Source organism: Acinetobacter cumulans (assembly GCF_003024525.3).
GTDB lineage: Bacteria > Pseudomonadota > Gammaproteobacteria > Pseudomonadales > Moraxellaceae > Acinetobacter > Acinetobacter cumulans.
Map to the genome: position 1 here is coordinate 2,820,465 of NZ_CP035934.2, position 23,562 is coordinate 2,844,026.

Below are 23,562 nucleotides of genomic sequence, written 5' to 3' on the forward strand. Positions count from 1 at the left end.
ACTACATATTGATATTTATGAATGCTCACTTGATTGCGGTTCATTTGATATTTCGGGCATAGGTGCAATATAGGCAATGATTAACATGACAAAACCCGCACCCAAGAAGGAAATCACTCGCGTTAAGGTGCCAATATGAGACAAATCAAACAGCACCAACTTTAAAGTGACCAATACTAAAATACTGCCACCAAAGAGCCACAAAGAGCGCAATTGACGTCGACTCGCAAGCAACATACAAATAAAGGCCAAACTCACCCAGAGCAGGGTAAAACTCAGCTGTATGGTCCCATCTTGCCACATTTGCCATTGGTTATATGGTGTATCCAAGTAATGATGTAATGCACGTAGCACCACATAACTACTCAGCCAAAGTAGCCCGAGTACCATCACAATGGCACCTAGGCTTTTTTCTAACCCTGCTTTCATTTGTTGGTTCAACATCCAAATGAAACCTGCCAACATCGCAATACTCACTAAATCGAATGGATTCAGTATTGGCAGTAGATAAAACTGAAAAGCTTGCTGGCTAAACAGTTGTGACAAGATCACCCAAAGCAACATTAACACCAAACTACTACGCGCTTGCCAGAACATTGGCCAATCGGACTGGCGCCACGCACACCATAAGGCAAAACACAGCGGTAAAATCACCACACTAATAAACGGCATACTCGGTACAAGCGTTAAACTACTCAGCGCCAAGCTCAACAACACACCTAAACTCACCCACTCTTTTTCCGCCTTAAGCCCTAGTAGGGGACGGAGCCACAATACCGTTAAAAATAAGCCTGTAATCGCCACCAATACACGGTCGGAAACAGAAGGCCATAACAATACCCCCTGATGACTCACATCAATCACCATATAAAATGCGACTGCATACAAGGGAATCAGCCCCACCCATTTCGGCAAGAGCCACGACCACGTTGCGCCACGTCTCAACAACAACTCATTCACCAGCACATAGCCCAAACTGAGTATGAGCAGTATCCATGTCACTTGGTTTTTGCTGTCGATGACATCCAGCAATAGGACAAACAATGCAATGGTCGCAAACAGCATCTGTAAACAGAAAAAGCTGATGGTGCCACTACTCAATTGCTGTTGAAACTTAGGCACAGCATTGGCAATACAAACCGTAGTGAGATAACTCAATGCCAAAATCCAGTACACAGGACTTGGAAAAACATTTTGCACAGAGAAGTAATACACGCCTGAGCAACCCGCCATCACCAATAGGCCCATACCCACATAGTGGCTAATACGCGACTGACGATACAGCGCATATATAAAGATGAGTGCCCCTTCAATCGCCCAACCTGCAACACTCCAATGCTCGGTCAGTAAAATAGGTGGGACGAAGGCCAAAAAAATCAGCATGAGGCTAAAATAGCTCTGCGTGATTTGCTCAATCACCTGATAGCGTTTTGCGAGCAGATAAAGCAGTGCGTAAATGACTGCAAAGACCAAACTGAAGGTCGCCTGCCAGCCATTTTCATCAAAATACATCAAATATAAAAAGCCATAGCTGGCAATGGGAGTACCAAAAATTAAGGCCAAATCTAAAATCGGTTTAAGCTGAAATTGGCCCAAATTCTCTTTAGCCAGCAATTGGCTATAGCGAAATCCTAACCAAATAAAAATTGAAGCATGGGCAAAAATCAGCAGGCTTAAACTATAGCGTTCGGCATCCACACCACGGTAAAAAGCATAAGCGCCACCTACTACCAGCGTCATTAAAAAAGCAATTTGATTAAGAAACTTCCATGGTCGAAGTGTGCTTAACACTGCAACTGCAATATTAATCACCAAGTAATAGCTCACAAACTCGACTGCGCTCGCACTGCGTACTGGTAAAGTAAAGGGTGCAATATAAGCAATGACCATCGCCATCAAAGCAAGTTCGATGCTTTGTTGTTTTAAACTCAGCCATACCGTTGCCATGAGAATGCCTGCAAAGCAACAACTGGCCAGCGCCAAAGTAGGAATGATCTGGTTATAGTAAGCAAAAAACAACGTCAGTGATAAACTGGCAAGCCCTAAACCTTCTAATGCAAGCGTAAAGCTACGATTTGTACGTTGCAATCTATAGCCTAACGCCGTGACTGCGATACTCACGCCTGCCACCAGCAACAGTTTGACGGCAAGACTCAATTGCCAATGCTCTGTCGCAAAGCGAAGTAACAGCACAATGCCGATCACCAAAACCGCAATAGCAACTTTCAGAACGGGATTTCCCTTAAACAACCACTGTTGTAGCTGATCGCTTAAACCTAAATTATTTCCTGTCGAAGCAGATTGGGCACGCTCAGCCAATGGTGCAGCGCTATGCTCCAGGGTAGAACGCGGCTGAAATTCAGCAGTCGCTGTGGACCGTACCAAAACTTGCGCTTGCTGTTGTATTTGATACTGCGTCTGTAACAGTTGCCGTTCTATACGCTTTAACCAACGCAGAAAAAAGAAAATCCATGCGCTTAGACCCAGCCCTGTCAAAATATGAAATTCAGCAATCCCCCCCACCAAGGCCACAATCGAAGCAATATATAACGGTGCTTTGGAGGTACTCTGCCGTGCTAATCCAGTCTGTTGTCTAAGTTGATCGGTCGGTTGCTGTAAATCATCGACATAGTGCATGACACTAACGCCAAAAGCTAAAATACACAGTGCACTCACAACCTTTAAATCAGCAAACCACAGCCCAACAGCAACGATGATGAGCACCATCAACCACATCATTCGAATATCACTCTGCCCTTTCAGCATACGGTCTTCGCTCTATTTATTTAAGATGATCATAGCGCACCTCGACAGCAATATTTTGGATGTTTATCAGATATTCGGTAACCCACATAAAACATCAAGCATCAGCGCAGGTTGAAAAAATCACGTACAATAAAAGCGTTTTTTGGATAAGGAATTACTCAATGCCACCATTTGTCTTGGTCGATGGCTCTTACTTTTTATTTCGTGCCTTTCACGCAGTGCCACCGTTAACCACGTCAACAGGTCTGCATACAAATGCAGTCCGTGGTGCGATTTCTGCTATTCAAAAACTCATGCGTCGTATTGGGCCAACTCACATGGCGGTGATTTTCGATACACCTGAGCCAACATTCCGTCATGAATTGTCACCAATTTATAAAGGCGACCGCCCAAGCATGCCTGAGGAGCTGTCTCAACAAATCCCTTACTTACATGCGCTCATCAAAGCACTAGGTATTCCCTTACACATGCTACCGGGTGCCGAAGCAGATGACATTATTGGCACCTTGGCAAAACGTGCTGAAGCTTTAGGCCATCAAGTCCTAATCTCCACTGGCGATAAAGATATGGCACAGTTGGTCACAGACAAAGTGACTTTAGAAGACAGCTTCAAAGAACGTCCTTTAGATGTCGATGGCGTATTTGAAAAGTTTGGGGTATGGCCAAATCAAATTATTGATTACCTGACCCTCATGGGCGATGCCTCTGACGGCATTATGGGTGTACCAGGTGTGGGGGCAAAAACTGCAGCCAAGCTCTTAACCGAATATGGTTCAATTGGTGGCATTTTAGAAAATGTCGATAAAATTAAAGGCAAAGTCGGTCAAAACATCAAAGACAGTGTTGAAGGCATTGCACTTGATCACCAATTGGCAAGCATTGTGATTGATCTAGATTTAAGTTTTAGTTATGACGATCTAAAACTACAAGATCCAAATGTTGAAGCGCTGCGTACTTTATATACGGAACTCGAATTCCGTAACCAGTTACAATCTTTAGACCATCCCAATAATCCAAATAGCGTTACCTATAAACAAAACTCTAAGGCGATTATTCAAGATACGCACACTGCAGCAAAAGTCGTGGCAGAAGATCAAGCCACCCTCACCAGTACAGATGATGTTTTAGGCGAAGCCCAATACCATACCGTGCTGAGCCAAGCCGATTGGGACAATTTATTTAAACGTGTGAGCACAGAAAAGCGTTTTGCTTTTGACACCGAAACCACAAGTTTAGATTACCGTGTGGCGCAAATTGTCGGCTTCTCTGTTGCTTTTGATGCACAAGATGCCTATTACGTGCCACTCGCACATGACTATGAAGGTGCACCAGCACAATTAGACCGCAATACTGTCCTTGCGCAAATCAAACCTATTTTAGAAGATGCATCAGTCCAAAAAATTGGTCATCACCTCAAATACGATGCACATATTTTAGAAAATCACGGCATTGTGCTACAGGGCTGGTACTTCGACACCATGTTGGCGTCTTATGTACTCAACTCAGTGGCTACACGCCACGGTATGGATGATGTTGCACGTTTGTATTTAAGCCACTTAACAACGACTTATGAACAAGTCGCAGGTAAAGGCGCAAAACAAAAAACCTTCAATCAAATTGAGATCGAAACGGCTGCGCATTATGCTGCTGAAGATGCGCATGTGACTTATCGTTTATACGAAGTTTTAGATGCCAAACTACAACAGCATCCAGAACTGGTGAATATTCTGCACAATGTCGAAATGCCCGTGGCACGTGTACTGACCATGATGGAAGAAAACGGCATTGAGCTCAACATGGCGTTTTTGGATCAACTGGGTGTTGAATTTGCAAACACCATGCAGAATCTAGAAAATCAGATCACAGAACTGGCGGGCCAATCTTTCAATGTCAGCTCACCAAAACAAGTCGGTGAAATCCTGTTTGATAAATTAGGGCTTAAAGGCGGTAAAAAGACCTCTACAGGTCAGTACAGCACCAGCGAAAGTGTATTGGAAAAAATCGAACATCCAATTACTGACCTAATTTTGGAATACCGTGGCCTGTCTAAGTTAAAAAGTACTTATACAGACGGCTTACTCAAACAAGTGAATGATGATACACATCGTGTGCATACCAGCTACCATCAGGCGCTGACTGCTACAGGTCGCTTATCTTCAACCGATCCTAACCTGCAAAATATTCCAGTGCGTGAAAACATTGGTCGCCAAATCCGTAAAGCGTTTATTGCGCCGAAAGGTCGTATCTTACTGGCAGCCGATTACTCGCAAATTGAATTACGCTTAATGGCGCACTTCTCACAAGACCATGCCTTGGTGGATGCTTTTAATCATGGCCAAGACGTTCACCGTCGTACAGCGGCTGAAGTTTTGGGTATTCCTTTAGACGAAGTGACCAGCAATCAACGTCGCCAAGCCAAAGCGGTGAACTTTGGTCTGCTCTACGGCATGTCTGAATTTGGCCTAACTCGCCAGCTTGGCTTTAGTCGTGAAGAATCGCGCAACTATATTGGTAAATACTTCCAGCGTTATCCTGGCGTATTAGACTATATGGAACGCACACGCCAAGTTGCCCGCGAGCAAGGCTTTGTCGAAACTATTTTAGGCCGTCGCTTGTATACGCCAGACATCAATGCCAGCAATAAAATGGTAAAACAAGGTGCTGAACGTGCAGCGATTAATGCCCCTCTTCAAGGCTCAGCAGCTGACATTATTAAAATGGCGATGATTGAAGTAGAAAAAATGCTCCCTAAAGATCAGGCCAAAATGCTTCTACAAGTGCACGATGAATTGGTATTTGAAGTTGATGAAGCGATTGCGGATGAGCTTGCACTAAAACTGGCAGAAGTTATGCAATCTGTATTACAACTCTCTGTACCTTTAGTGGTTGAAGTTGGCAAAGGCAATAACTGGGACGAAGCGCATTAATACACACTTCATTTTCCCTCTCCTCTCAGGAGAGGAGAATCTCAGAATACATTCTGAGTTCGCAAGGAAAAATGCTCGTAAGCTAAAGCCCTCACAAAACATAAAGACCTAAAAAAAGGACTCCTCGGAGTCCTTTTTTATTGCACAGATACCAACAAGCTTAAAGACCTGTTAATAGCGCAATCGCAACTTCTTTCATAATGGTTTCTACAACCAAAAGCGCTAAAATCGCTAAAATTGGAGACAAGTCAATCATGCCCATATTCGGCATAATTTTACGAAATGGCGCAAGTAAAGGCTCTGCCAACTCTTGAATCACTTCGATATAAGGTGAACGTGACTGCGTAAACATCACCACCCAACTCAAAATAATCGTCGCAAAAATCAAATAACGACAGAAACGGATCAAGTCCTGAATCATGGTAACAAAGGTCATAATCAGCAAATGCACAGGACTATTCAGTGAAGCCCCAGACAAATGCATCAAACCAAACATTTTTAAAATATACAAAATGATCAGCAAAACCAAAGCCGCCGTGTTCACACGACCTTTTGCCACTGTTGGAAAAATTCGACTGAACACATCAACAATCTTGGTCGCTTTTGCAGTCGACAATACAACAGGGTTGTAAGGGCTTACCGCCGCCAACTGCATTAAAAACCGGAAGAATACGAGCAAAATTGCGACGTTAATGATAATGCCAAAAATTAGCGCAGAACTTGCACCCATACTTGAACGTTCCTAAATTAAATTACTTAATGCTGTCGCTGAGTTCTTGCGCCAGCTGTTGGCTACGCTTTTGCGCGGCAGCCAAGGCTGCTTGAATATTTTGTGAGATATGCGCGTGATCAAATACTTCAATCGCCGCTTGCGTCGTGCCATTTGGCGACGTCACATTTTTACGCAATTCTGCTGGGCTATTTGCACTGGTAATGGCCATTTGCGCCGCACCCAATGCTGTTTGTAAAGTTAAGGCTGTCGCTACTTTTTCATCTAGCCCTAAATTTTTACCTGCACGAATCATGCTTTCCATCATATAGAAGAAATATGCTGGACCAGAACCCGACACCGCAGTAACGGCATCAATCTGCGCTTCAGTGCTCACCCAAATGGTTAAACCTGTAGAAGCTAGCACTTGGCTTGCCAATTCACGATCTTCTGCCGATACGTTGGCTTCTGCATATAAACCATGTGCACCTGTTTGAACCAATGCTGGTGTATTTGGCATGACACGTACAATACGCGTCGTATCTAATAATGCACCAATGGTTGCCAAGTCAGCACCTGCCACAATTGAAATCACCAGTTTACCGTCCAACAAGCCTTTTAAAGGTTGTAAAACACTGGCCAAGACTTGTGGTTTTACTGCAAATAATACAATGTCAGCATCGCGAATGGCTGCAATATTGTCCGTGGTTACATGCAATTCTTTGCTTGCCAAATGTTCACGGACTTTATCTACAGGATCTGAAACAGTAATACGTGTCGGCGGTAAGCCACGTGCAATCAAGCCTCCAATTAGGGCCTGTGCCATATTGCCACCACCAATAAAAGTGATATTACTGTTTAATACTGCGCTCATGATTCCAATCCGCTTGTGATATTTTCAACTGTAGAAATTACGTTCGGCCGCCACCCACCTATTACACAATAAGATGAAACAGCCAACCAAAAACCTTTGGGCGTAAAGACGCCTAGCATAACATTATCTATGCTTAATATTTGTATAGTATGACGTTGCCAAGGAAATATTTGTGCCTGTTGAATGGCTTTTTTTAATGGCCACGACCCAACACGGCCCTGCAAATGGATTTTTTCGCCGCCTTGCCGCGGTGTGAGCATCAAAGGCTTATTCAATAGCGCTGGCGACAACCCCATGGCCTGCACATGCCTATTTTCCTGTACTTGAAACTTTCCCGAGAGCACAGTAAACACTTGATGCAAATCTAAGCTTAGGGTGCTTGGCACAGTCTGCTCTTGTGCAGATGCAAGATACTCGGCCTTAGCTAAACGATACATCCAACCAGCAAAACGCACATAATAAAAACCATTCCAATGCAACGCTGCCTGTGCATCCGCTTTGGCCAGTATGACTTCATTAACTAATCGTTGCACCATTTCAAATGCTGGGCGGTACTGTGCCTGACCTTTCATCCACGCAGATAAAAGCTGACGCTGTCTAGCTTGAGATAAAGCCAAAAGTGTTTCTAAGCACAATGCTTGGGCGGAACCACAGGCTTTTAAATCAGTTTCCAACACCGATGCCAAAATTTCTTCCGCATCTTGCATTAAATAACTCGTACGACTTAAAGCTTGTTGCATTTTAGGATAACGCGACTCAAGCAAGGGCCACAATATTTCACGGCACCATGCACGATCATAATGCGTGTCTAAATTGGTAGGATCTTCAATGTTTTTTACATTTAATTGATGGGCCCATTGGCAAATTTGCTCACGAGATACATCCAAGAGTGGACGCCAAATGGTCATTTCTTCGCGCACATCAACGGCCTGCATGGCTGCTAAACCATGAATGCCTGCACCTGACAATAGTCTGAGCATCAGCGTTTCAGCTTGATCTTGTTGGTGATGTGCCAGCACCAATACTTCATTGGGCGCTAAATGTTGCAGATAGGCATCATATCGAGCTTGGCGGGCTTGGTTTTCTAAATTACCCGTTGCAACCTCAACAGCTTGCACAATGCATGGAATGTTGCGTTGTTGGCATTGCTCAGCTACAAATTCCCCCCAGCTTGCGCTTTGCGACTGAAGCTGGTGGTCTATATAAATGGCACGTGTGTGATTTGGGCACAGCTCAGACATTAAATGCAGCAATAGCATGGAATCCATGCCACCACTGCATCCAATTAAAAACCGAGTCTGTGCTGAAAAAGCTTGGCTTTGACTTAAGAAGCCAGTCCTAAATTGCTGCTGCCAAATTTCATTAAACGTTGGTAACGTGCTTCGCATCGTTCAGTTGCATCCATTGGCTGAAGTTCAGCCAAAGCCTCTTTCAAGACTACTTTTAAATTTTGCATGACTTGTTCAGGATGCACATGTGCACCTTCACCTTCGTCAACCACATATTCCACAATACCCATTTTTTGGAGCTTGTCTGCAGTCAGTGCAAGTGCTTCACTTGCTTGTTCCGCCTTGTCTGCAGTTTTCCATAAAATTGAGGCACAACCTTCAGGTGAAATTACTGAATAAATACTGTGTGAAAGCATCGCCACACGGTCAGCAACACCAATACCGAGTGCGCCACCTGAACCACCCTCACCCAATACTGTTGCAATCACCGGAACTTTCAGGCTCGACATTTGCGCAAGACTCGTTGCAATTGCCTCAGCTTGACCACGTTCTTCTGCACCCACACCTGGGTAAGCACCCATCGTGTCAATAAAGGTAAATACAGGTAAACCAAAACGCTCTGCCATTGACATCAAACGCTGTGCTTTACGGTAACCTTCAGGGTTACTCATGCCAAAGTTATGTTGCAATTTTTCACGTGTGCTACGACCGCGATGTTGACCTACCACCATTACAGGTTGGCCATCTAAACGAGCCAAGCCACCGAGCATAGCGCCATCATCACCAAATAAACGGTCACCATGTAGCGCATCAAACTCAGTGAAAATTTCACTTACATAGTCCAAAAATTGCGGACGCTCTGGATGACGTGCAATTTTAACCGTTGTCCAAGCTTTAGATTGAGCAGCTTTATTTTTCATAGGTCGACCATTATCCCTAAATTAACCTGATCTGTTAATCGATAAATTGTTCCGACTGAATATTCAATTCAATATCCCAATGCTTGAATTGCACTTGTTCATCATGCAAATCTGCTACAAGCAGTGGCCATTGTTTGGCATCACCAGAAACGCTAAGTTGCCATTGTTGCGCATTGAGGGCGACTAATTCAATGGCAGGAAGCATCTCATCGCTACGACTGTGATTAAGTAAAACGGCGAGTCGAAGTAACAAACACAAGTTTAGGAGTTTTGTGCCGCCCACTTTCATCACATCTACACGTGCATCGCTACGTAGCTTACGACGATGATGTGCCACCAAATGTGACAAATGATTTTGATCAATTTGTGAGAAACCTGGAATGTCTGAATGTTGCAATAAATATGCACCATGACGATGGTAACCACTGTGGCTAATCGCTAAACCGATTTCGTGCAAATAGCCCGCACGACGCAGTAAATCACTGTCATCATTAGTTAATTCAAGCTTTTCTGCCACACCTTCGAACAACTGTTGTGCCGTTGCAACAACGCGTTCTGCCTGTTTTACATCGGCATTATAACGGCCCATTAAAGCATGAACCGAACGATCACGAATGTCTTCATGCTGGAAACGCCCTAAGAGGTCGTACATCACCCCTTCGCGTAATGCGCCATCCGAATAGACTAATTTTTCGAGTTTTAACACATCAAATACTGCAAATAAAATGGCAATACCTGCTGGCAAAACTGCTCGACGGTCTTCTTTTAAACCATCAAACTCCATATCCGTTACATGAGAATATTTGAGTAATTTATCTTTTAGTTTTTCTAAGCCTTCACGCGTCAGCTCTTCTTGCTCATTACTCCAGCCCATATTTACTGTAATTTGACGGCAAGCTTTAATCGTACCGCTTGAACCGACTACAGTATCCCAGCCAGCAGCTTTATAAGTAGTCGCAAGGCCTGAAATTTCTTTGCGTGCTGCGGTAACTGCTTTATCAAAGGCTTTTTGGCTAATTTCGCCATCACTAAAATAGGCTTTGGTAAATGCTACACACCCCATTTGTACCGATTCTGTATGAATTGGCTCAAACTCTTCACCAATAATAAGCTCTGTAGAGCCACCACCAATATCAATCACCAAACGGCGACCACTATTAGCCATGGTGTGTGAAACACCCAAATAAATCAGACGTGCTTCTTCACGACCTGCAATAATTTCTATCGGCTTAGGTAAAATTTCAGCCGCTTTTTGAATAAATTCTTGTCCATTTTTTGCTTGGCGGAGTGCATTGGTAGCCACAATACGTAAACGTTTTGGCTGTACAGACCCCAAACGACCTACAAAACGGGCCAAACATGCCAGACCACGTTGCTGAGCGGCTTCAGTTAAATTTTTATTTTCATCCAAACCTGCTGCCAGCTGTACTTTTTCTGACATTGATGCGACTTTTTTTACTTCGCCATGATCAACACGTGCAATCGCAAGATGGAAGCTATTCGACCCCATATCGATCGCAGCGAGAAGTTCTTCATCAATCAAAAAATCAGACATGATTTCAAATAAACCTATACAGAATTGTGCTTAGAGTAATTCACAACCATGCAATTTAAAAGCCATTTATGTGCATGAAGTAAAAGTGCCATATTTTAGAGCTTAATGTGACAATTGCATGACACGATTGCAACTATCGTCAGCATCAATTAGACAAAATTCAATTTATCTACGAAAATTAAGCAATCCCCCTACATTGTTAAAGGCGGCTATGTAATACTAATAATTATAGAGTCACCTTTAAAAAATTATTCTGGAGCAAAATCCATGTCAGCGAATATCGTAAACACAACTGATGCAAACTTTGAAGCAGACGTATTACAATCTGACGTACCTGTACTTGTAGATTTCTGGGCTGGCTGGTGTGCGCCATGTAAAGCAATTGCACCAGTATTAGAAGTTCTTTCTACTGAATTCGAAGGCAAAGTTAAAATCGTTAAAGTTGACGTGACATCTTGCGAAGCAACTGCAGTGAACTACAACATCCGTAACATTCCTGCTTTGCTTATGTTTAAAAATGGTGAAGTTGTTGCGACTCAAGTTGGCGCTGCACCAAAATCTAAATTAACTGCATTCATTGAAGAAAACATCTAATCTTCAATTAAGTTAAAAAAATTAAAAAATACGCGACCTTGTGTGGCGTATTTTTTTTGCTGATAAATTGACAAAAAATCGAATCTCTCTTATATTGCATGCTCAAGAAATAAAGGATCTTAAATCCTCTCAGTTTCTTATGAGACTCAACACATAAGATGCCGCTCGGCTAAGAATTTGTTATTCACATTTCTCTTCTAACAATGAATCAGACCTCTGAATTGTGATTGTACATATTCAATTGCTTTCGTTTTATTGTATCCCTGCGGCCTAATGTTGCTCCCTTTCTAACCTGTATCTCAGAATTTTAGATTCTATCTGACCACCTATGAATTTAACCGAACTCAAGAAAAAACCGATTGGCGAACTCATCAAGATTGCCGAGTTTATGGGCCTTGAAGGAATGGCGCGTAACCGTAAGCAAGACATTATTTTTGCCATCTTAAAGCGCCATGCAATGAATGGCGAAGAGATCTTTGGTGATGGCGTTTTGGAAATTCTGTCAGATGGCTTCGGCTTTTTACGCTCAGCGGCTGGCTCATATTTAGCGGGTCCTGATGACATTTATGTCAGCCCTTCACAAATTCGTCGTTTTAACCTGCGTACTGGCGATACCATTACCGGCACAATCCGACCACCGAAAGAAGGCGAACGCTATTTTGCCCTTCTTAAAGTAAACCAAATTAACTACGACACGCCTGAAAACTCTCGTAACAAGATTTTATTTGAAAACTTAACGCCATTATTCCCAACTGAGCAATTGGTTATGGAATTGGGTAACGGTACAACTGAAGATTTAACTGCACGTGTAGTTGACTTGGTTGCCCCAATTGGTAAAGGCCAACGTTCAATTATTGTTGCACCGCCTAAAGCGGGTAAAACGATGTTATTACAAAACATCGCGCAATCAATTGTTCGTAACAATCCTGAATGCTTCTTGATTGTCCTTCTGATTGACGAACGTCCTGAAGAAGTAACAGAAATGGAACGTACAGTTCGTGGTGAAGTGGTTGCATCAACATTTGATGAATCACCTGCGCGTCACGTACAAGTCGCTGAAATGGTCATTGAGAAAGCCAAACGTTTGGTTGAGCATAAGAAAGACGTTGTGATCTTACTTGACTCGATTACACGTTTAGCACGTGCTTACAACACCGTGATTCCTTCTTCTGGTAAGGTGCTCACAGGTGGTGTAGACGCGCATGCGCTTGAACGTCCAAAACGCTTCTTTGGTGCTGCCCGTAATATTGAAGAAGGTGGTTCACTCACCATTATCTCAACTGCATTGATTGAAACAGGCAGTAAGATGGATGAAGTGATCTACGAAGAATTCAAAGGTACAGGTAACCAAGAAATTACCCTTGATCGTCGTATTGCAGAAAAACGTGTGTTCCCTGCCATGAACATCAAGAAATCTGGTACGCGCCGTGAAGAGCGTTTAATGTCTGAAGACAACCTACGTAAAGTATGGATTCTACGTAAGCTACTGCATACGCAAGACGAACTTGCTGCAATGGAATTCCTACTTGATCGTATGAAAGAAACCAAAACGAATGATGATTTCTTCGACCAAATGAAGCGTAAAGCGACAAACTAATCGATGTAAATTTTAAAAGGCCATCTATAACGATGGCCTTTTTATTTGGTTGACTTTGTTTACATAAATACACAATCCACTCAGCCATTTGTAAAGTTTTTTTCAAGTGAATGATTATAAAAATAATTTTATTAAAAACCCTATTGTTTTTAGGGGGTTATTTAGCATTTATCCAATATATTTCTTTTCTTTGATTGTTATTTTCTGTTAAAAAAAGCCACTTTTTAACCAATTTTTTAAGTTTTTTGCCTGTGAAGCAGTAGCATTTCAAAATACTCAGTGATAGCATATTCGCATACCAGTTACACTGCTCTGCATTGTTCATACCTAATAAAAATTAGGCATAATAAAAGCAAATAACAGTGCTAACTAAGGTTTTTTTTAATCTCATATTTAGAGAGTGATGCCATGTTATTCAAAAAAATCGCTGTTGCTGCTGCAGTTGCTACTACTTTAGCTTTCGTTGGTTGTGCTAAAAAAACTGAAGAAGCTCCTGCTGCTGCTGCTTCTGAAGCTGTAGTTGCTGCTTCTGAAGCTTCTGCTGCTGCTGACGCTGCTGCTGTTGAAGCTTCTGCTGCTGCTTCTGAAGCTACTGCTGCTGCTTCTGAAGCTGTTGCAGCTACTTCTGAAGCTGCTGCTTCTGAAGCTAAATAATCTAAACGATTATAAAGCACAAAAAGAGAGCCATTTGGCTCTCTTTTTTATTACAACAACAAATCTCAAAACACAATAAACAGAAAGATCAGTACACAATTAGCTTTCACCAGAACGACTGCCCTAGCATCTCTTCCCATATAGATCGATTAAGATCCTCTATCTTGCTATGAATGGACAATAAAAAAAGCAGATCAATCGATCTGCTCATTTCCAACGCGTTGACGGAATTTTTGTCCCGCACGGAAGGTTACTACACGGCGTGCAGAAATCGGAATTTCTTCACCCGTTTTCGGGTTACGGCCTGGGCGCTGACGCTTATCACGTAGCTCAAAGTTACCGAAACCTGAAAGTTTGACTTGCTCGCCTGAGATTAGCGCTTGGCTAATCTCATCGAAGAATAACTCGACCATTTGTTTCGCTTCACGACGGTTTAAACTCGTGAGCTCACTTAAATGATCAGCCATTTCTGCTTTTGTTAGTGCTGTCATGAAGCCCTCAATGTCGCCTGGTAAGTGTTTTCTAACACTTGGAGAATATTATCCATACCGGATTTGATCTCAGCATCTTCAAGAGTACGTGATGGGTGCTGCCAAAGTAATGCAAATGCCAATGAGCGCTTGCCTTCTTCAACACCTTGACCAGTGTACACATCGAACAACCATGTAGAGTCTAAAAGCTCACCACCCGTTTTTTCGATAAGTTGCTGAATTTCGCTAACATTAATCTTATCACTAATTAAAAGCGCAATATCACGTCTTACCGACGGAAAACGTGATAATTCTGTAAAATTAGATACATAAGTTTGCAAAACAGCCTGTTGATCGAGTTCTGCAACCCAAGTCGTACTTAAATCCAATTCATCTTCTAAAGATGGGTGTAAGCGACCTAAGTAACCAATCGACTTTCCATTAACCAAAATTTCTGCAGATTGACCAGGATGTAACCATGCACGCTCAGAACGTACATATTCCACCTCTAAACGACCTGCTGCTAAAACTTCTTCAACATCGCCTTTAAAGTCAAAGAAATCCATTGGCGCTGCTTTACCATGCCAAGATTCAACATTACGTGGGCCTATCGCAATCATCGCAAATGTTGGGATTTGTTTTAGATCATGAATAGATGCTGCATCTTGATAGTCAAAGCGCAAACCAAGCTCATAGAAACGTACACGGCTTTGCTGACGATTCACATTGTATTGCACACATGGAATCAGACTTGAAAGCAAGGTAGAGCGCATCACTGCCAAATCACTTGAAATTGGGTTTGCCAATGCCAATGGATTCACTGCTGGATTCAACTGTTTTTCAAGCTTCAAATCTGCAAAGCTAAAGCTGATTGCTTCTTGGTAACCTAAAGCCACAACCGTTTGGCGTAATTGAGCAAGCTCAAATTGGTCTTGGTATTTTGCCAATTTCACATCAATAACAGGCAGACTGATTTGAATATTGTCATAGCCATGAATACGCGCGACTTCTTCAATGAGGTCTTGATAAATGGCCATATCATAACGATGTGATGGTGGCACAACAGTCCATTCACCTGCAGCATGTACAGTGACATCACAGCCTAAACGCGTTAACGCATCTGCAATAAATTCGCCATCTACGCTATAACCAAGAAGTTGATCAACCTGCGCTTGTTTTAATTCAATCGCTTCACGTGTAGGCAATACATTGGCTTGCTCTGCTACAGTGATTGGACCAAAGTCACCACCAGCAAGTTCAGCAATGAGCTGAGATGCGCGGTGCATGGCAATCATTGGTAATTCAAAATCTACACCACGTTCATAGCGCTGAGATGCATCTGTATGCAAACCAAAGCTACGCGCACGACCTGCAATCGCAAGTGGTGCAAAGAATGCTGATTCTAAGAAAATTTCTTTGGTTTCATCTGTTACTGATGAAGACAAACCACCCATGATGCCTGCGATTGCCAATGCTTTTTCATCATCTGCAATGACCATCACTTTTTCGTTCAGCTCAACTTCTTGCTCATTTAAAAGCGTTAACTTTTCAGCAACAGTTGCTTGACGAACGTGTACAGCACCTTGAACTTTACCGCCATCAAATGCATGTAGTGGTTGGCCCAACTCCATCAATACATAGTTGGTAATGTCGACCAAAATGCTATGCTGACGAATACCTGAACGAGCAAGCGCACGCTCCATCCATTCAGGTGTTGGTGCTTTGGTATTAACGTTTTTAATGACACGACCTAAATAACGAGGACAACCTTCAGTTGTAACTACAACTTTTTTCTCATCCGCAATGGTTGCAGCCACTTCTTTAATTTCAGGTGCAGTCACAGCCAATTGGTTAATCACACCAATTTCACGTGCAATACCACGGATACTGAAACAGTCACCACGGTTTGGTGTAATGCTAATATCAATCACGTGATCATCTAGGTCTAGATATTCACGAATATCCATGCCCACAGGCGCATCTGCAGGAAGCTCTAACAGACCATCGATTTTGTCTTCTAAATCAATTTCTGATGCACCGCACAGCATCCCTTGTGATTCAACACCACGAAGTTTGCCTTTTTTGATTTTAAAATCACCTGGAAGTACAGCACCAATGGTTGCAACGGGTGCTTTCATGCCTTCACGTACGTTGGGCGCGCCACATACAATTTGTAAAGGCTCAGCTGTACCAATGTTTACTGTGGTTACACGTAAACGGTCTGCATCTGGATGTTGTACAACTGTCAAAACTTCACCCACTACAACACCTGTAAAAGGCTTTGCTGCTGGATCCATATCGTCGACTTCTAAACCAAGCATCGTCAGCTGGTCAGATAAAGTATTGCTATCAATGGCTGGATTAACCCATGTACGCAACCAATTTTCGCTAATTTTCATTTCAATAAAACCTATTAATTCTAAATTTTAATCCCCCTCTAACTCCCCCCATTAACCAAGGGGAAGACTCCTCTAGCCACAATTTGTTTCGAGAAGTTCCTCTCCTTTTTTAAAGGAGAGGTTAGGAGAGGATTTACAAAAAATTCGTTTAAGCAAATTGGCGTAAGAAACGTACGTCATTTTGGTAGAACATACGTAAGTCATTGATGCCATAACGCAACATTGCAAAACGTTCTACACCTAGACCAAATGCAAAGCCTTTGTATTTGTCTGGATCAATACCTGCTGAACGTAATACGTTTGGATGCACCATACCGCAACCCAATACTTCTAACCATTTGCCACGCTCATCCATAATGTCCACTTCAGCACTAGGCTCAGTGAATGGGAAATAAGATGGACGGAAACGTACTTTTAAATCTTTTTCAAAGAATTCATTTAAAAGATTAACCAACAAGCCTTTTAATTCTGCAAAGCTGGTGTTTTCAGCAACGTATAAACCTTCAATTTGGTGGAACATTGGTGAATGCGTTTGGTCAGAGTCACAGCGGTATACACGGCCCGGACATACAATGCGAATCGGTGGCTGTTGTGTTTCCATAGTACGAATTTGCACACCAGAGGTATGCGTACGAAGCAAGTGATTCACATCAAAATAGAATGTGTCATGCATTGCACGTGCTGGGTGATGACCAGGAATATTGAGGGCTTCAAAGTTGTGATAGTCATCTTCCACTTCTGGGCCTGTTGCAACAGTAAAACCAGCTTTGGTAAAGAACTGACAAATACGCTCTTGCACCTGTGTTACCGGGTGAATACTACCAATCGCTTGGCCGCGACCAGGTAAAGTAATATCAATTGTTTCGCTTGCCAGTTTTTGTTCTAGCGCCGCTTTTTGTAATTGAGTTTGGCGTTCAGTTAAAGCCGCGTTAATCGCTTCACGCACAGCGTGAATAGCTGCACCGTGAACCTTACGCTCTTCAGGGTCCATTTTACCCAGTGCTTTAGATTGTTCCGCGAGCTGGCTTTTTTTACCCGTAAACTGCACTCGAACTTGATCAAGTGTAGCAAGGTCATCTGCTGCTGCAATCGCAGCGAGCGCTTCAGTGGTCAGGGCTTCCAGTGACATAGTAACTCTCAAAGCAACAATTTAGAAAAATATAAAAACCCCATATTCTAACAGTTTTTGAACGCGATGATGAAGCGCATTCATAAGTAAAAATTGCAATAGCATCAAGAATTAAAAAAAGTATAAGATAGGCGCATTATCAATGAGATCTTTCATTATGGCGCTCGATCAAATTTGGAAACAGCAACTAACACTGGTTACTTATGGAAATGAGTTTTTAGCACAAAATCTAAGTTTTCAACGCTGGGTACAGCATGCTATTTTCGATCAGCACCATTTTGTGTTTCGTGACTTAATGTCACAACATTTGTTGGCACAGCATTTTCAAATTTGGTTAGAAGGCTTAAAAAAACAAGGTGTTCAGCGTATTAGTCTGCACCGCTCTGCACTATTGAATGACGAACAAAATCCTAATGCCAATGTTGAGCTTCTACCTATTGCACACTTTATTGTGAGCCATGATGCCCATAAAAAGCAGGCTTGGATCTTTGGTAAAGAGTTAGCAGAATGGTACACCGCAGACAATGATTATGAAGCACCTACATCTCAACGATCTACATTACGTCTTGAGACATTTTGGCGCTTTGACTTAAATAACGCTTTAGCCAAACGAATAGATAGCGACTTACAACAACCCAATTGGGATGATATTCAGCTTTATACTGACAATGAATTATTTGATAGCAAATTTGCCAAAGGTTTTGTTGAACCAACTGAGCTAGATAGCCCTTATTATGGGCTGAATCACGAGCAACTGCAGAATAATGTAAGCGCGCTGTCTTTATTGCCGACAGATTACCAAGCGGATTATGCACATCAGACCTTACTTCGCTTAGATGCACTGGATACTTTTATTCAAGACAAAATTCAGCATCCATACAACGCTGAAGGTGAAGCACTACCAGCAGAAGAACAGCTGAATATGCGTCATTTTTCGCAAAAGTTAGATGATCTTCGCAGTAAGTTTATTGTCAAAGTTGCCAACCACTATAAAACTGCACGTTTGACCGTGAAAGAAATTCCATCACCTTTAGATGATATACAGCTTCCAAATAGTCAGAAAAAGAATGCTTACTCTAAGCCGTCAGCAGATGACAACGGCAATAATAAAACTGGGGTTTTTGCGCTAATTGTGGTCACAGTCATCATCTGTTTATGTGGTTATTATTTTGGTCTTTAAACTGAGCCCAGCCATACTCAGCCCGGTATCCCCGCCAGCTTGCTAAAAGCATCCGTCAGGATGCTTTTTCAGCCGGTTAAGCGGTAATCAAATAATTAAACGGCCTGATTTCAATCTGCACTTTATGCTCTCCAGCATGCTGATTAATATAATGATTGACTGATACAACCTCACCTTCCAGCTGCGCATCCGGCCCATACATAATTTTGACAGATTCGCCTTTACGCGGAATCATCTGCAATTCAAGCGTGATCGTACCCTGCCCCATTCCTCTGATTTCAGCCAGCATATTCTTATCCTTGTGTTTTTTGCTCTCTACATTAGGCATGGCGCAAAGCGCGTTATAAAGATTAGTTCTGTAACTGGGCTGCACTTTTTATTGATTAAACATCTAAACTTAAATATCTAAACTCAAACATCAAAAACATAAGCGTCCAATTGTTCTAAAAACGCATCAACTGCAGTTGGTGATTCTAATCGAATCCATTGAATATACTGATATTCCGGCGCTTTCATCATCTGCTGATATTTTTCCCGATTCTTTTTATGGGTCTTAATCATCCACCAAACGATAGAATCACGGCCAAACATCCGCCATAAGCTTTCCTGATTATTTGAATCCGGCCAAAGATCTTGTTTGGACTTGGCCCGAGAAATTGCGCGCGTTACAGAGCGGTATAAATTGACCGGAAACGGCAGATCCAGCCAAATTACTGTATCTATTTCCGACCATTTCACCGGAATCGCCCGGGTATAATTTCCATCGATGACATAACCATTTTTTGCTTTGGCAATTTCAGCTTCGATACGCGCAAAAAAGATTTCGTCAGGACACTCCTGCCAGTCATCCAGCCAAAACAGGTTATCCAATTCAATATAATGCAGCGCTAATTTTTCCGCCAAAGCTCTGGAAAAGGTTGATTTTCCCGTGGCTGAAGTACCGACTACGTTTATTCTTTTCAGTGTCATGATGATCCGCTTGAGTCCGGTGAATCATTATCAAGATAACAGCATTCAATTCGATGGTTAAATTTTATTCTGCGCTGCCGTCAGATGCACTTTCATCGGCATCAATAGAATCCGGTTCAATTGCAGCCTCAAACCCCACTGTGCGCAGACGGTATTGATCCCATCATTTTGCCCTTAGCATTCATTTATGCCTGCTTCCCTCCTGATCTGCACGCCGTATAAAAAACAGAACATCAAGCCGCGCCCAGCTGAATGATTTGGGCCTGCCCGCGGTTATGATGAGCGCGCGCCATAAGACTGCCTTCCCGCACTGAGCGCAAAGCGGCAAGTATATGCGCGGGTTTTCATCTGAGCATTTAAATACATTAAGCAGCTGCACGGCAGCATGACCAAAACCAAACATTGAAATCACGGCATAACGCGCAAACTTCCGTCCGGGACGCGGCGCCAGCCCAGCCCAGCCCAGCCCAGCCCAGCCCAGCCCAGCCCAGCCCAGCCTATTCATTTTCAAATAAAATGCAGCGCTGAGCATCGCTCAAATATTCAAAATTTAAATATAATAACCAAATACTTAAATATAAAATTTCAACATAATTATTATGAGGCTTTATGAAAACAGAATTTGCCATTTACGCTAAAAAACCGCTGATTTCATGGCCAACAAGTTTAATGCTTATTTTACTGGGCATTGTGATGATCATTGTTATACCTTTTTTCAAATGGTTTAGAGATCAGGCTCAACCGCTTAACCTCAGCATAGTGATTGAATACCTGCAATACACCCTGAAAAATTTCCCGATTTACGAGCTACAAGCTGATCATACTCAGCTGATACTGATCTACATCGTATCTGTAATTGTCATTGATTACTTAAAAACGCAGATTAAACTAGTCATTACGCCTGATAAAATTTATTACCGCTTGTGGAAAATGCCTCTCAGCACATTCATTCAGCGGCAGGAGGTAGAATACTGTCAATTTGCCATTCTTGGTATAACCCGCCCAAAATGGATCTCATGGATGCAGCGTCCCATTTTTCAGACTGCCAACAAAGCGAATCCACAGCTTTTATTCTTCCCCCTTAAAAATGTTCAATCTCAATTGCACCTTGCATGCTTAAGTGAACATGAAAAAGGGCAGCTGATTCAAATACTCAAACAATATTATAATTTTCAGGATGATATTGCGGCGCTGACGCTTTCGCAAGAAGATCTGCAAAATTTAATTCTTCAAACCAAGATCAGCCCGCGGATCGCCTACCTGCTTATCGGCAACGTTCCTATTGGTATTTTGGGCTTATATTTAAACGCGCAAGCCCAGTTCTTTTATATTTCCAATTATCCGGTTTTGCTGTGTTTGGCCATTATTTTTCTGCTGATTTTCATTCCAAGCGTATTATGGATACAAAAAGATATTCCCAAAATAGCGTTTACAGGAAGCATGCTGTCCAGTACATTTTTAACGCTGAGCCTGAGCTTTTTTCTGATGCCGGTATTGCATAGTTATTATGCTTTGCATTTTGGCACTCATAAAATGACCGGTGCGCAATTGCTCTCAATGGATGCAGGCGGCCAAAAATGGCGCTTATTAGACAATCAGCAAACTTTTTATATTTTACCCAAAACACCCTTTTACAACCCGAACCTTAAAACCCATGAAATTTATGAATTTCCCATTTATTATCATTGGCATAACTATCATTTCCAGCATAGCGAGCTTGCCCTGGTTCAGCTCAAAACCAAAACAAAGCCCGGGTAATATCCGCCCGCCCGGCATAAGAATTTTAAGCAAAAAAGACCGCTAAAAGCGGTCTTTTTTGCATTCTAGTATTCACTTTGTACGGCATTAAAATACTTTCTGCCAGCTGAGCCAGATTTGGTGATCATCACGCTGTGAGATCTGCACCGGTTTATCCCCCAGCGCAAATCCGGCATCTGCCTGTAAAGTGCCCAGCAGATCATTGCTCCATGCGATGCCTGCCCCAGCAGAACGCAGCGAAATAGTATTTTTTTCAGTGAGGCTGTCCCATACAGAAGCATTCAGCTTCAGTTTAGCTGCATCAAAAAAAAGTTTGCCGTTAAGCTTATTGCTGGCGCTTGACCACAAATCCTGACGCAGTTCAATCGATGCAGTCAGTCCTTCTGATCCTGAAATTGCGCTGTTTTTATAGCCTCGCATAAAACTTGGACCGCCGACATAAAATGCTTCTGAACTGTCTAAATTATCCGGGCTATAGAAACCTGCAGCCGAAAGATAGAGCTGACTGCTGCTGCCTAATTTTTGCAGGCGTGATGCGTTCATTTGAGCTGATAAAAAATTGCCGTCAGTTTTCCGCGTTAATGCATCAATTGCTTTTGTATCTGCAGATTGAAGATCAAGTTTGCCAAAATTCAGCGCTGTATAGAGCGTATTGATGCCGGCTCCGAAAAGGCTGTCGGTACTGCTGTGATTTAAATTCAGCTGCAGCGCATCGACACGGCGGTGATTTTCATACTGCGCTGAGCGGATATCATCTTCAATCTGCTTACGGCTCAGTGCCAGCCCAAAGGCGGTTTGACTGCGCATGCTTTGCTGGAGCCAAAGCGAAGCCTCTTCCGCTGAACCCTCATAGCCTAAATTTTTAAGCTCCTCACGCAATTCATATTTCAAATATGAATAGCTGGCGCCCAACTGTGTGCCATAGCCATTAATAAATGCGCTGTATCCTGCTTTGCCGTAATTCACACCTTTGCCGCTTCTGAGCACATCCAGCGACAGCTGGTCACCCAATCCTGCAATGCTGTTGATACGCACACCTGCTGAAGCTCGAGCTTCCCCTGTATATTTACTTCCAGCATTATCTGCGCCTGCATAAGCCTGAATTTTTTGCGCCGGCGTCAGCAGGAGACTTAATTCTGTTTCACCTAGAGCGTTGCCCGGTGTTAAGGCCGCTTCACTTTTTACACCATGCAGCTGATTAAATCTGACTGAAAGCATATCTAAACTGCTGTCGCGCAAAATCTGCCGCGACTGTAAAGGCGTTTCAATTTGCCTAATTAGCCAAGGCAGCGTATTGGTCTGATTGCTGACCTTTACGCCATTCACGGCCGTTTCTATAATCTGAATCTGCACCTCGCCATTGTTAAGATTTTGCACAGGCAAAAATGCATAACTGAAGCTGTAGCCATGAGATGCATAATAGTCACTTATTCGGTCAGCCGCCTGCTGAAGACCTGCTAAGTTTTGCGTTTTGCCTTCAAGATCCGCAATTTCTTTTTTCAGTATGGATTCAGTAAACTGCGTATTCCCGCTTATATTAAATTGCTTTACAAATATAGTCTGACTGCCTTGAATTGTGCCATTTGGCTGGACCGGAACAGGTAAAGGCTTTGATTCAGGCTCCTTCATCTGCGGCTGCATCTGCTGCTGCAGCAGCTGTCCAGCATTTGGAATCGTTTCTGCAAAACACATGGTTACTGCTGCCTGCAGCATCAAGAATAGTGCAGATTTTTTTAAACTTCTGCTCATCAGATCTTTATTCACTTTTACATTCCCCCATATACGGCGTTTTTTCAACGATGCCGCATCTATTTTTATTCAGCTTATTCTGC

18 protein-coding genes are annotated in these 23,562 nt (G+C 42.7%); 6 read left to right on the top strand and 12 right to left on the bottom strand.

All coding sequences use genetic code 11. From position 1 onward, the window contains the following. Nucleotides 1–15 precede the first annotated feature (15 nt). Nucleotides 16–2,766, bottom strand: a complete 2,751-nt coding sequence (locus C9E88_RS13310; RefSeq protein WP_106986214.1) for a DUF2339 domain-containing protein — start codon at nt 2,764–2,766, stop codon at nt 16–18. A 161-nt stretch (nt 2,767–2,927) separates the two neighbouring features. Here C9E88_RS13310 and polA point away from each other — a divergent pair, with 161 nt between their 5' ends. Further along, nucleotides 2,928–5,693 (top strand): DNA polymerase I, encoded by a 2,766-nt coding sequence (gene polA / locus C9E88_RS13315; protein ID WP_106986215.1) that lies wholly within the window; start codon nt 2,928–2,930, stop codon nt 5,691–5,693. A gap of 160 nt (nt 5,694–5,853) precedes the next feature. Here the strand turns inward: polA and C9E88_RS13320 are convergent, their stop codons facing one another. From C9E88_RS13320 to ppx, 5 genes are read right to left on the bottom strand one after another with little or no spacing between them, the layout of a single operon-like run. Then, nucleotides 5,854–6,423 carry a YggT family protein gene (locus C9E88_RS13320; RefSeq protein ID WP_106986216.1) on the bottom strand — a complete coding sequence of 190 codons (570 nt, stop codon included), beginning with the start codon at nt 6,421–6,423 and terminating at the stop codon, nt 5,854–5,856. Between the two features lie 22 nt (nt 6,424–6,445). Next, complete coding sequence (gene proC / locus C9E88_RS13325; RefSeq protein ID WP_106986217.1) at nt 6,446–7,276, bottom strand: pyrroline-5-carboxylate reductase; 831 nt, start codon at nt 7,274–7,276, stop codon at nt 6,446–6,448. Continuing rightward, nucleotides 7,273–8,664 carry a tRNA lysidine(34) synthetase TilS gene (gene tilS / locus C9E88_RS13330; protein WP_106986218.1) on the bottom strand — a complete coding sequence of 464 codons (1,392 nt, stop codon included), beginning with the start codon at nt 8,662–8,664 and terminating at the stop codon, nt 7,273–7,275. Before tilS ends, proC begins: the two co-directional genes overlap by 4 nt. Then, nucleotides 8,601–9,425, bottom strand: coding sequence for an acetyl-CoA carboxylase carboxyltransferase subunit alpha (locus C9E88_RS13335; RefSeq protein WP_106986219.1), 825 nt, complete (start codon nt 9,423–9,425; stop codon nt 8,601–8,603). Before C9E88_RS13335 ends, tilS begins: the two co-directional genes overlap by 64 nt. Before the next feature lie 34 nt (nt 9,426–9,459). Then, nucleotides 9,460–10,980: an exopolyphosphatase gene (gene ppx / locus C9E88_RS13340; RefSeq protein WP_106986220.1), complete on the bottom strand. Its 1,521-nt coding sequence runs from the start codon at nt 10,978–10,980 to the stop codon at nt 9,460–9,462. A gap of 267 nt (nt 10,981–11,247) precedes the next feature. Between ppx and trxA the strand changes: the two genes are divergently transcribed. The 3 genes from trxA to C9E88_RS13355 all read left to right on the top strand — a co-directional run bounded on the left by trxA (nt 11,248) and on the right by C9E88_RS13355 (nt 13,825). Further along, on the top strand, nt 11,248–11,574 hold the full coding sequence (trxA, locus tag C9E88_RS13345) for a thioredoxin (RefSeq protein ID WP_106986221.1): 327 nt from the start codon (nt 11,248–11,250) through the stop codon (nt 11,572–11,574). Between the two features lie 328 nt (nt 11,575–11,902). Then, nucleotides 11,903–13,171: a transcription termination factor Rho gene (gene rho / locus C9E88_RS13350; protein ID WP_106986222.1), complete on the top strand. Its 1,269-nt coding sequence runs from the start codon at nt 11,903–11,905 to the stop codon at nt 13,169–13,171. A 408-nt stretch (nt 13,172–13,579) separates the two neighbouring features. Continuing rightward, nucleotides 13,580–13,825, top strand: a complete 246-nt coding sequence (locus C9E88_RS13355; RefSeq protein WP_106986223.1) for a hypothetical protein — start codon at nt 13,580–13,582, stop codon at nt 13,823–13,825. A gap of 194 nt (nt 13,826–14,019) precedes the next feature. Here the strand turns inward: C9E88_RS13355 and C9E88_RS13360 are convergent, their stop codons facing one another. The 3 genes from C9E88_RS13360 to pheS form a co-directional block, all read right to left on the bottom strand. Beyond that, nucleotides 14,020–14,316, bottom strand: coding sequence for an integration host factor subunit alpha (locus tag C9E88_RS13360; protein ID WP_004649746.1), 297 nt, complete (start codon nt 14,314–14,316; stop codon nt 14,020–14,022). Further along, entirely contained in the window at nt 14,313–16,694 is a 2,382-nt protein-coding gene (pheT, locus tag C9E88_RS13365) for a phenylalanine--tRNA ligase subunit beta (protein WP_106986224.1), read from the bottom strand. The genes C9E88_RS13360 and pheT overlap by 4 nt, the downstream gene beginning before the upstream one ends. Before the next feature lie 148 nt (nt 16,695–16,842). After that, on the bottom strand, nt 16,843–17,823 hold the full coding sequence (pheS, locus tag C9E88_RS13370) for a phenylalanine--tRNA ligase subunit alpha (protein WP_106986225.1): 981 nt from the start codon (nt 17,821–17,823) through the stop codon (nt 16,843–16,845). Nucleotides 17,824–17,980: 157 nt separating this feature from the next. On the opposite strand from pheS, the gene C9E88_RS13375 reads away from it, so the two are divergent. Beyond that, nucleotides 17,981–19,003, top strand: a complete 1,023-nt coding sequence (locus C9E88_RS13375) for a hypothetical protein (protein ID WP_106986226.1) — start codon at nt 17,981–17,983, stop codon at nt 19,001–19,003. 76 nt (nt 19,004–19,079) lie between these two features. On the opposite strand, the gene C9E88_RS13380 is transcribed toward C9E88_RS13375, so the two are convergent. Together C9E88_RS13380 and C9E88_RS13385 are read right to left on the bottom strand one after the other, a co-directional pair. Continuing rightward, the gene (locus C9E88_RS13380; RefSeq protein WP_106986240.1) at nt 19,080–19,292 is read right to left on the bottom strand and encodes a KOW motif-containing protein; all 213 of its coding nucleotides are present in this window, start codon (nt 19,290–19,292) and stop codon (nt 19,080–19,082) included. A gap of 122 nt (nt 19,293–19,414) precedes the next feature. Then, on the bottom strand, nt 19,415–19,966 hold the full coding sequence (locus C9E88_RS13385) for a P-loop NTPase family protein (protein ID WP_171406299.1): 552 nt from the start codon (nt 19,964–19,966) through the stop codon (nt 19,415–19,417). Between the two features lie 615 nt (nt 19,967–20,581). Here C9E88_RS13385 and C9E88_RS13390 point away from each other — a divergent pair. After that, complete coding sequence (locus tag C9E88_RS13390; RefSeq protein ID WP_106986229.1) at nt 20,582–21,730, top strand: hypothetical protein; 1,149 nt, start codon at nt 20,582–20,584, stop codon at nt 21,728–21,730. A gap of 87 nt (nt 21,731–21,817) precedes the next feature. On the opposite strand, the gene C9E88_RS13395 is transcribed toward C9E88_RS13390, so the two are convergent. Continuing rightward, nucleotides 21,818–23,494, bottom strand: a complete 1,677-nt coding sequence (locus C9E88_RS13395) for a ShlB/FhaC/HecB family hemolysin secretion/activation protein (protein ID WP_227865808.1) — start codon at nt 23,492–23,494, stop codon at nt 21,818–21,820. Nucleotides 23,495–23,562: the final 68 nt, after the last annotated feature.

What these genes read in the sequence shown, in the direction of transcription:
- C9E88_RS13310 (WP_106986214.1), bottom strand. Translation starts at nt 2,766, where the DNA reads ATGCTGAAAGGGCAGAGTGATATTCGAATGATGTGGTTGATGGTGCTC.
- polA (WP_106986215.1), top strand. Translation starts at nt 2,928, where the DNA reads ATGCCACCATTTGTCTTGGTCGATGGCTCTTACTTTTTATTTCGTGCC.
- C9E88_RS13320 (WP_106986216.1), bottom strand. Translation starts at nt 6,423, where the DNA reads ATGGGTGCAAGTTCTGCGCTAATTTTTGGCATTATCATTAACGTCGCA.
- proC (WP_106986217.1), bottom strand. Translation starts at nt 7,276, where the DNA reads ATGAGCGCAGTATTAAACAGTAATATCACTTTTATTGGTGGTGGCAAT.
- tilS (WP_106986218.1), bottom strand. Translation starts at nt 8,664, where the DNA reads ATGCGAAGCACGTTACCAACGTTTAATGAAATTTGGCAGCAGCAATTT.
- C9E88_RS13335 (WP_106986219.1), bottom strand. Translation starts at nt 9,425, where the DNA reads ATGAAAAATAAAGCTGCTCAATCTAAAGCTTGGACAACGGTTAAAATT.
- ppx (WP_106986220.1), bottom strand. Translation starts at nt 10,980, where the DNA reads ATGTCTGATTTTTTGATTGATGAAGAACTTCTCGCTGCGATCGATATG.
- trxA (WP_106986221.1), top strand. Translation starts at nt 11,248, where the DNA reads ATGTCAGCGAATATCGTAAACACAACTGATGCAAACTTTGAAGCAGAC.
- rho (WP_106986222.1), top strand. Translation starts at nt 11,903, where the DNA reads ATGAATTTAACCGAACTCAAGAAAAAACCGATTGGCGAACTCATCAAG.
- C9E88_RS13355 (WP_106986223.1), top strand. Translation starts at nt 13,580, where the DNA reads ATGTTATTCAAAAAAATCGCTGTTGCTGCTGCAGTTGCTACTACTTTA.
- C9E88_RS13360 (WP_004649746.1), bottom strand. Translation starts at nt 14,316, where the DNA reads ATGACAGCACTAACAAAAGCAGAAATGGCTGATCATTTAAGTGAGCTC.
- pheT (WP_106986224.1), bottom strand. Translation starts at nt 16,694, where the DNA reads ATGAAAATTAGCGAAAATTGGTTGCGTACATGGGTTAATCCAGCCATT.
- pheS (WP_106986225.1), bottom strand. Translation starts at nt 17,823, where the DNA reads ATGTCACTGGAAGCCCTGACCACTGAAGCGCTCGCTGCGATTGCAGCA.
- C9E88_RS13375 (WP_106986226.1), top strand. Translation starts at nt 17,981, where the DNA reads ATGGCGCTCGATCAAATTTGGAAACAGCAACTAACACTGGTTACTTAT.
- C9E88_RS13380 (WP_106986240.1), bottom strand. Translation starts at nt 19,292, where the DNA reads ATGCTGGCTGAAATCAGAGGAATGGGGCAGGGTACGATCACGCTTGAA.
- C9E88_RS13390 (WP_106986229.1), top strand. Translation starts at nt 20,582, where the DNA reads ATGAAAACAGAATTTGCCATTTACGCTAAAAAACCGCTGATTTCATGG.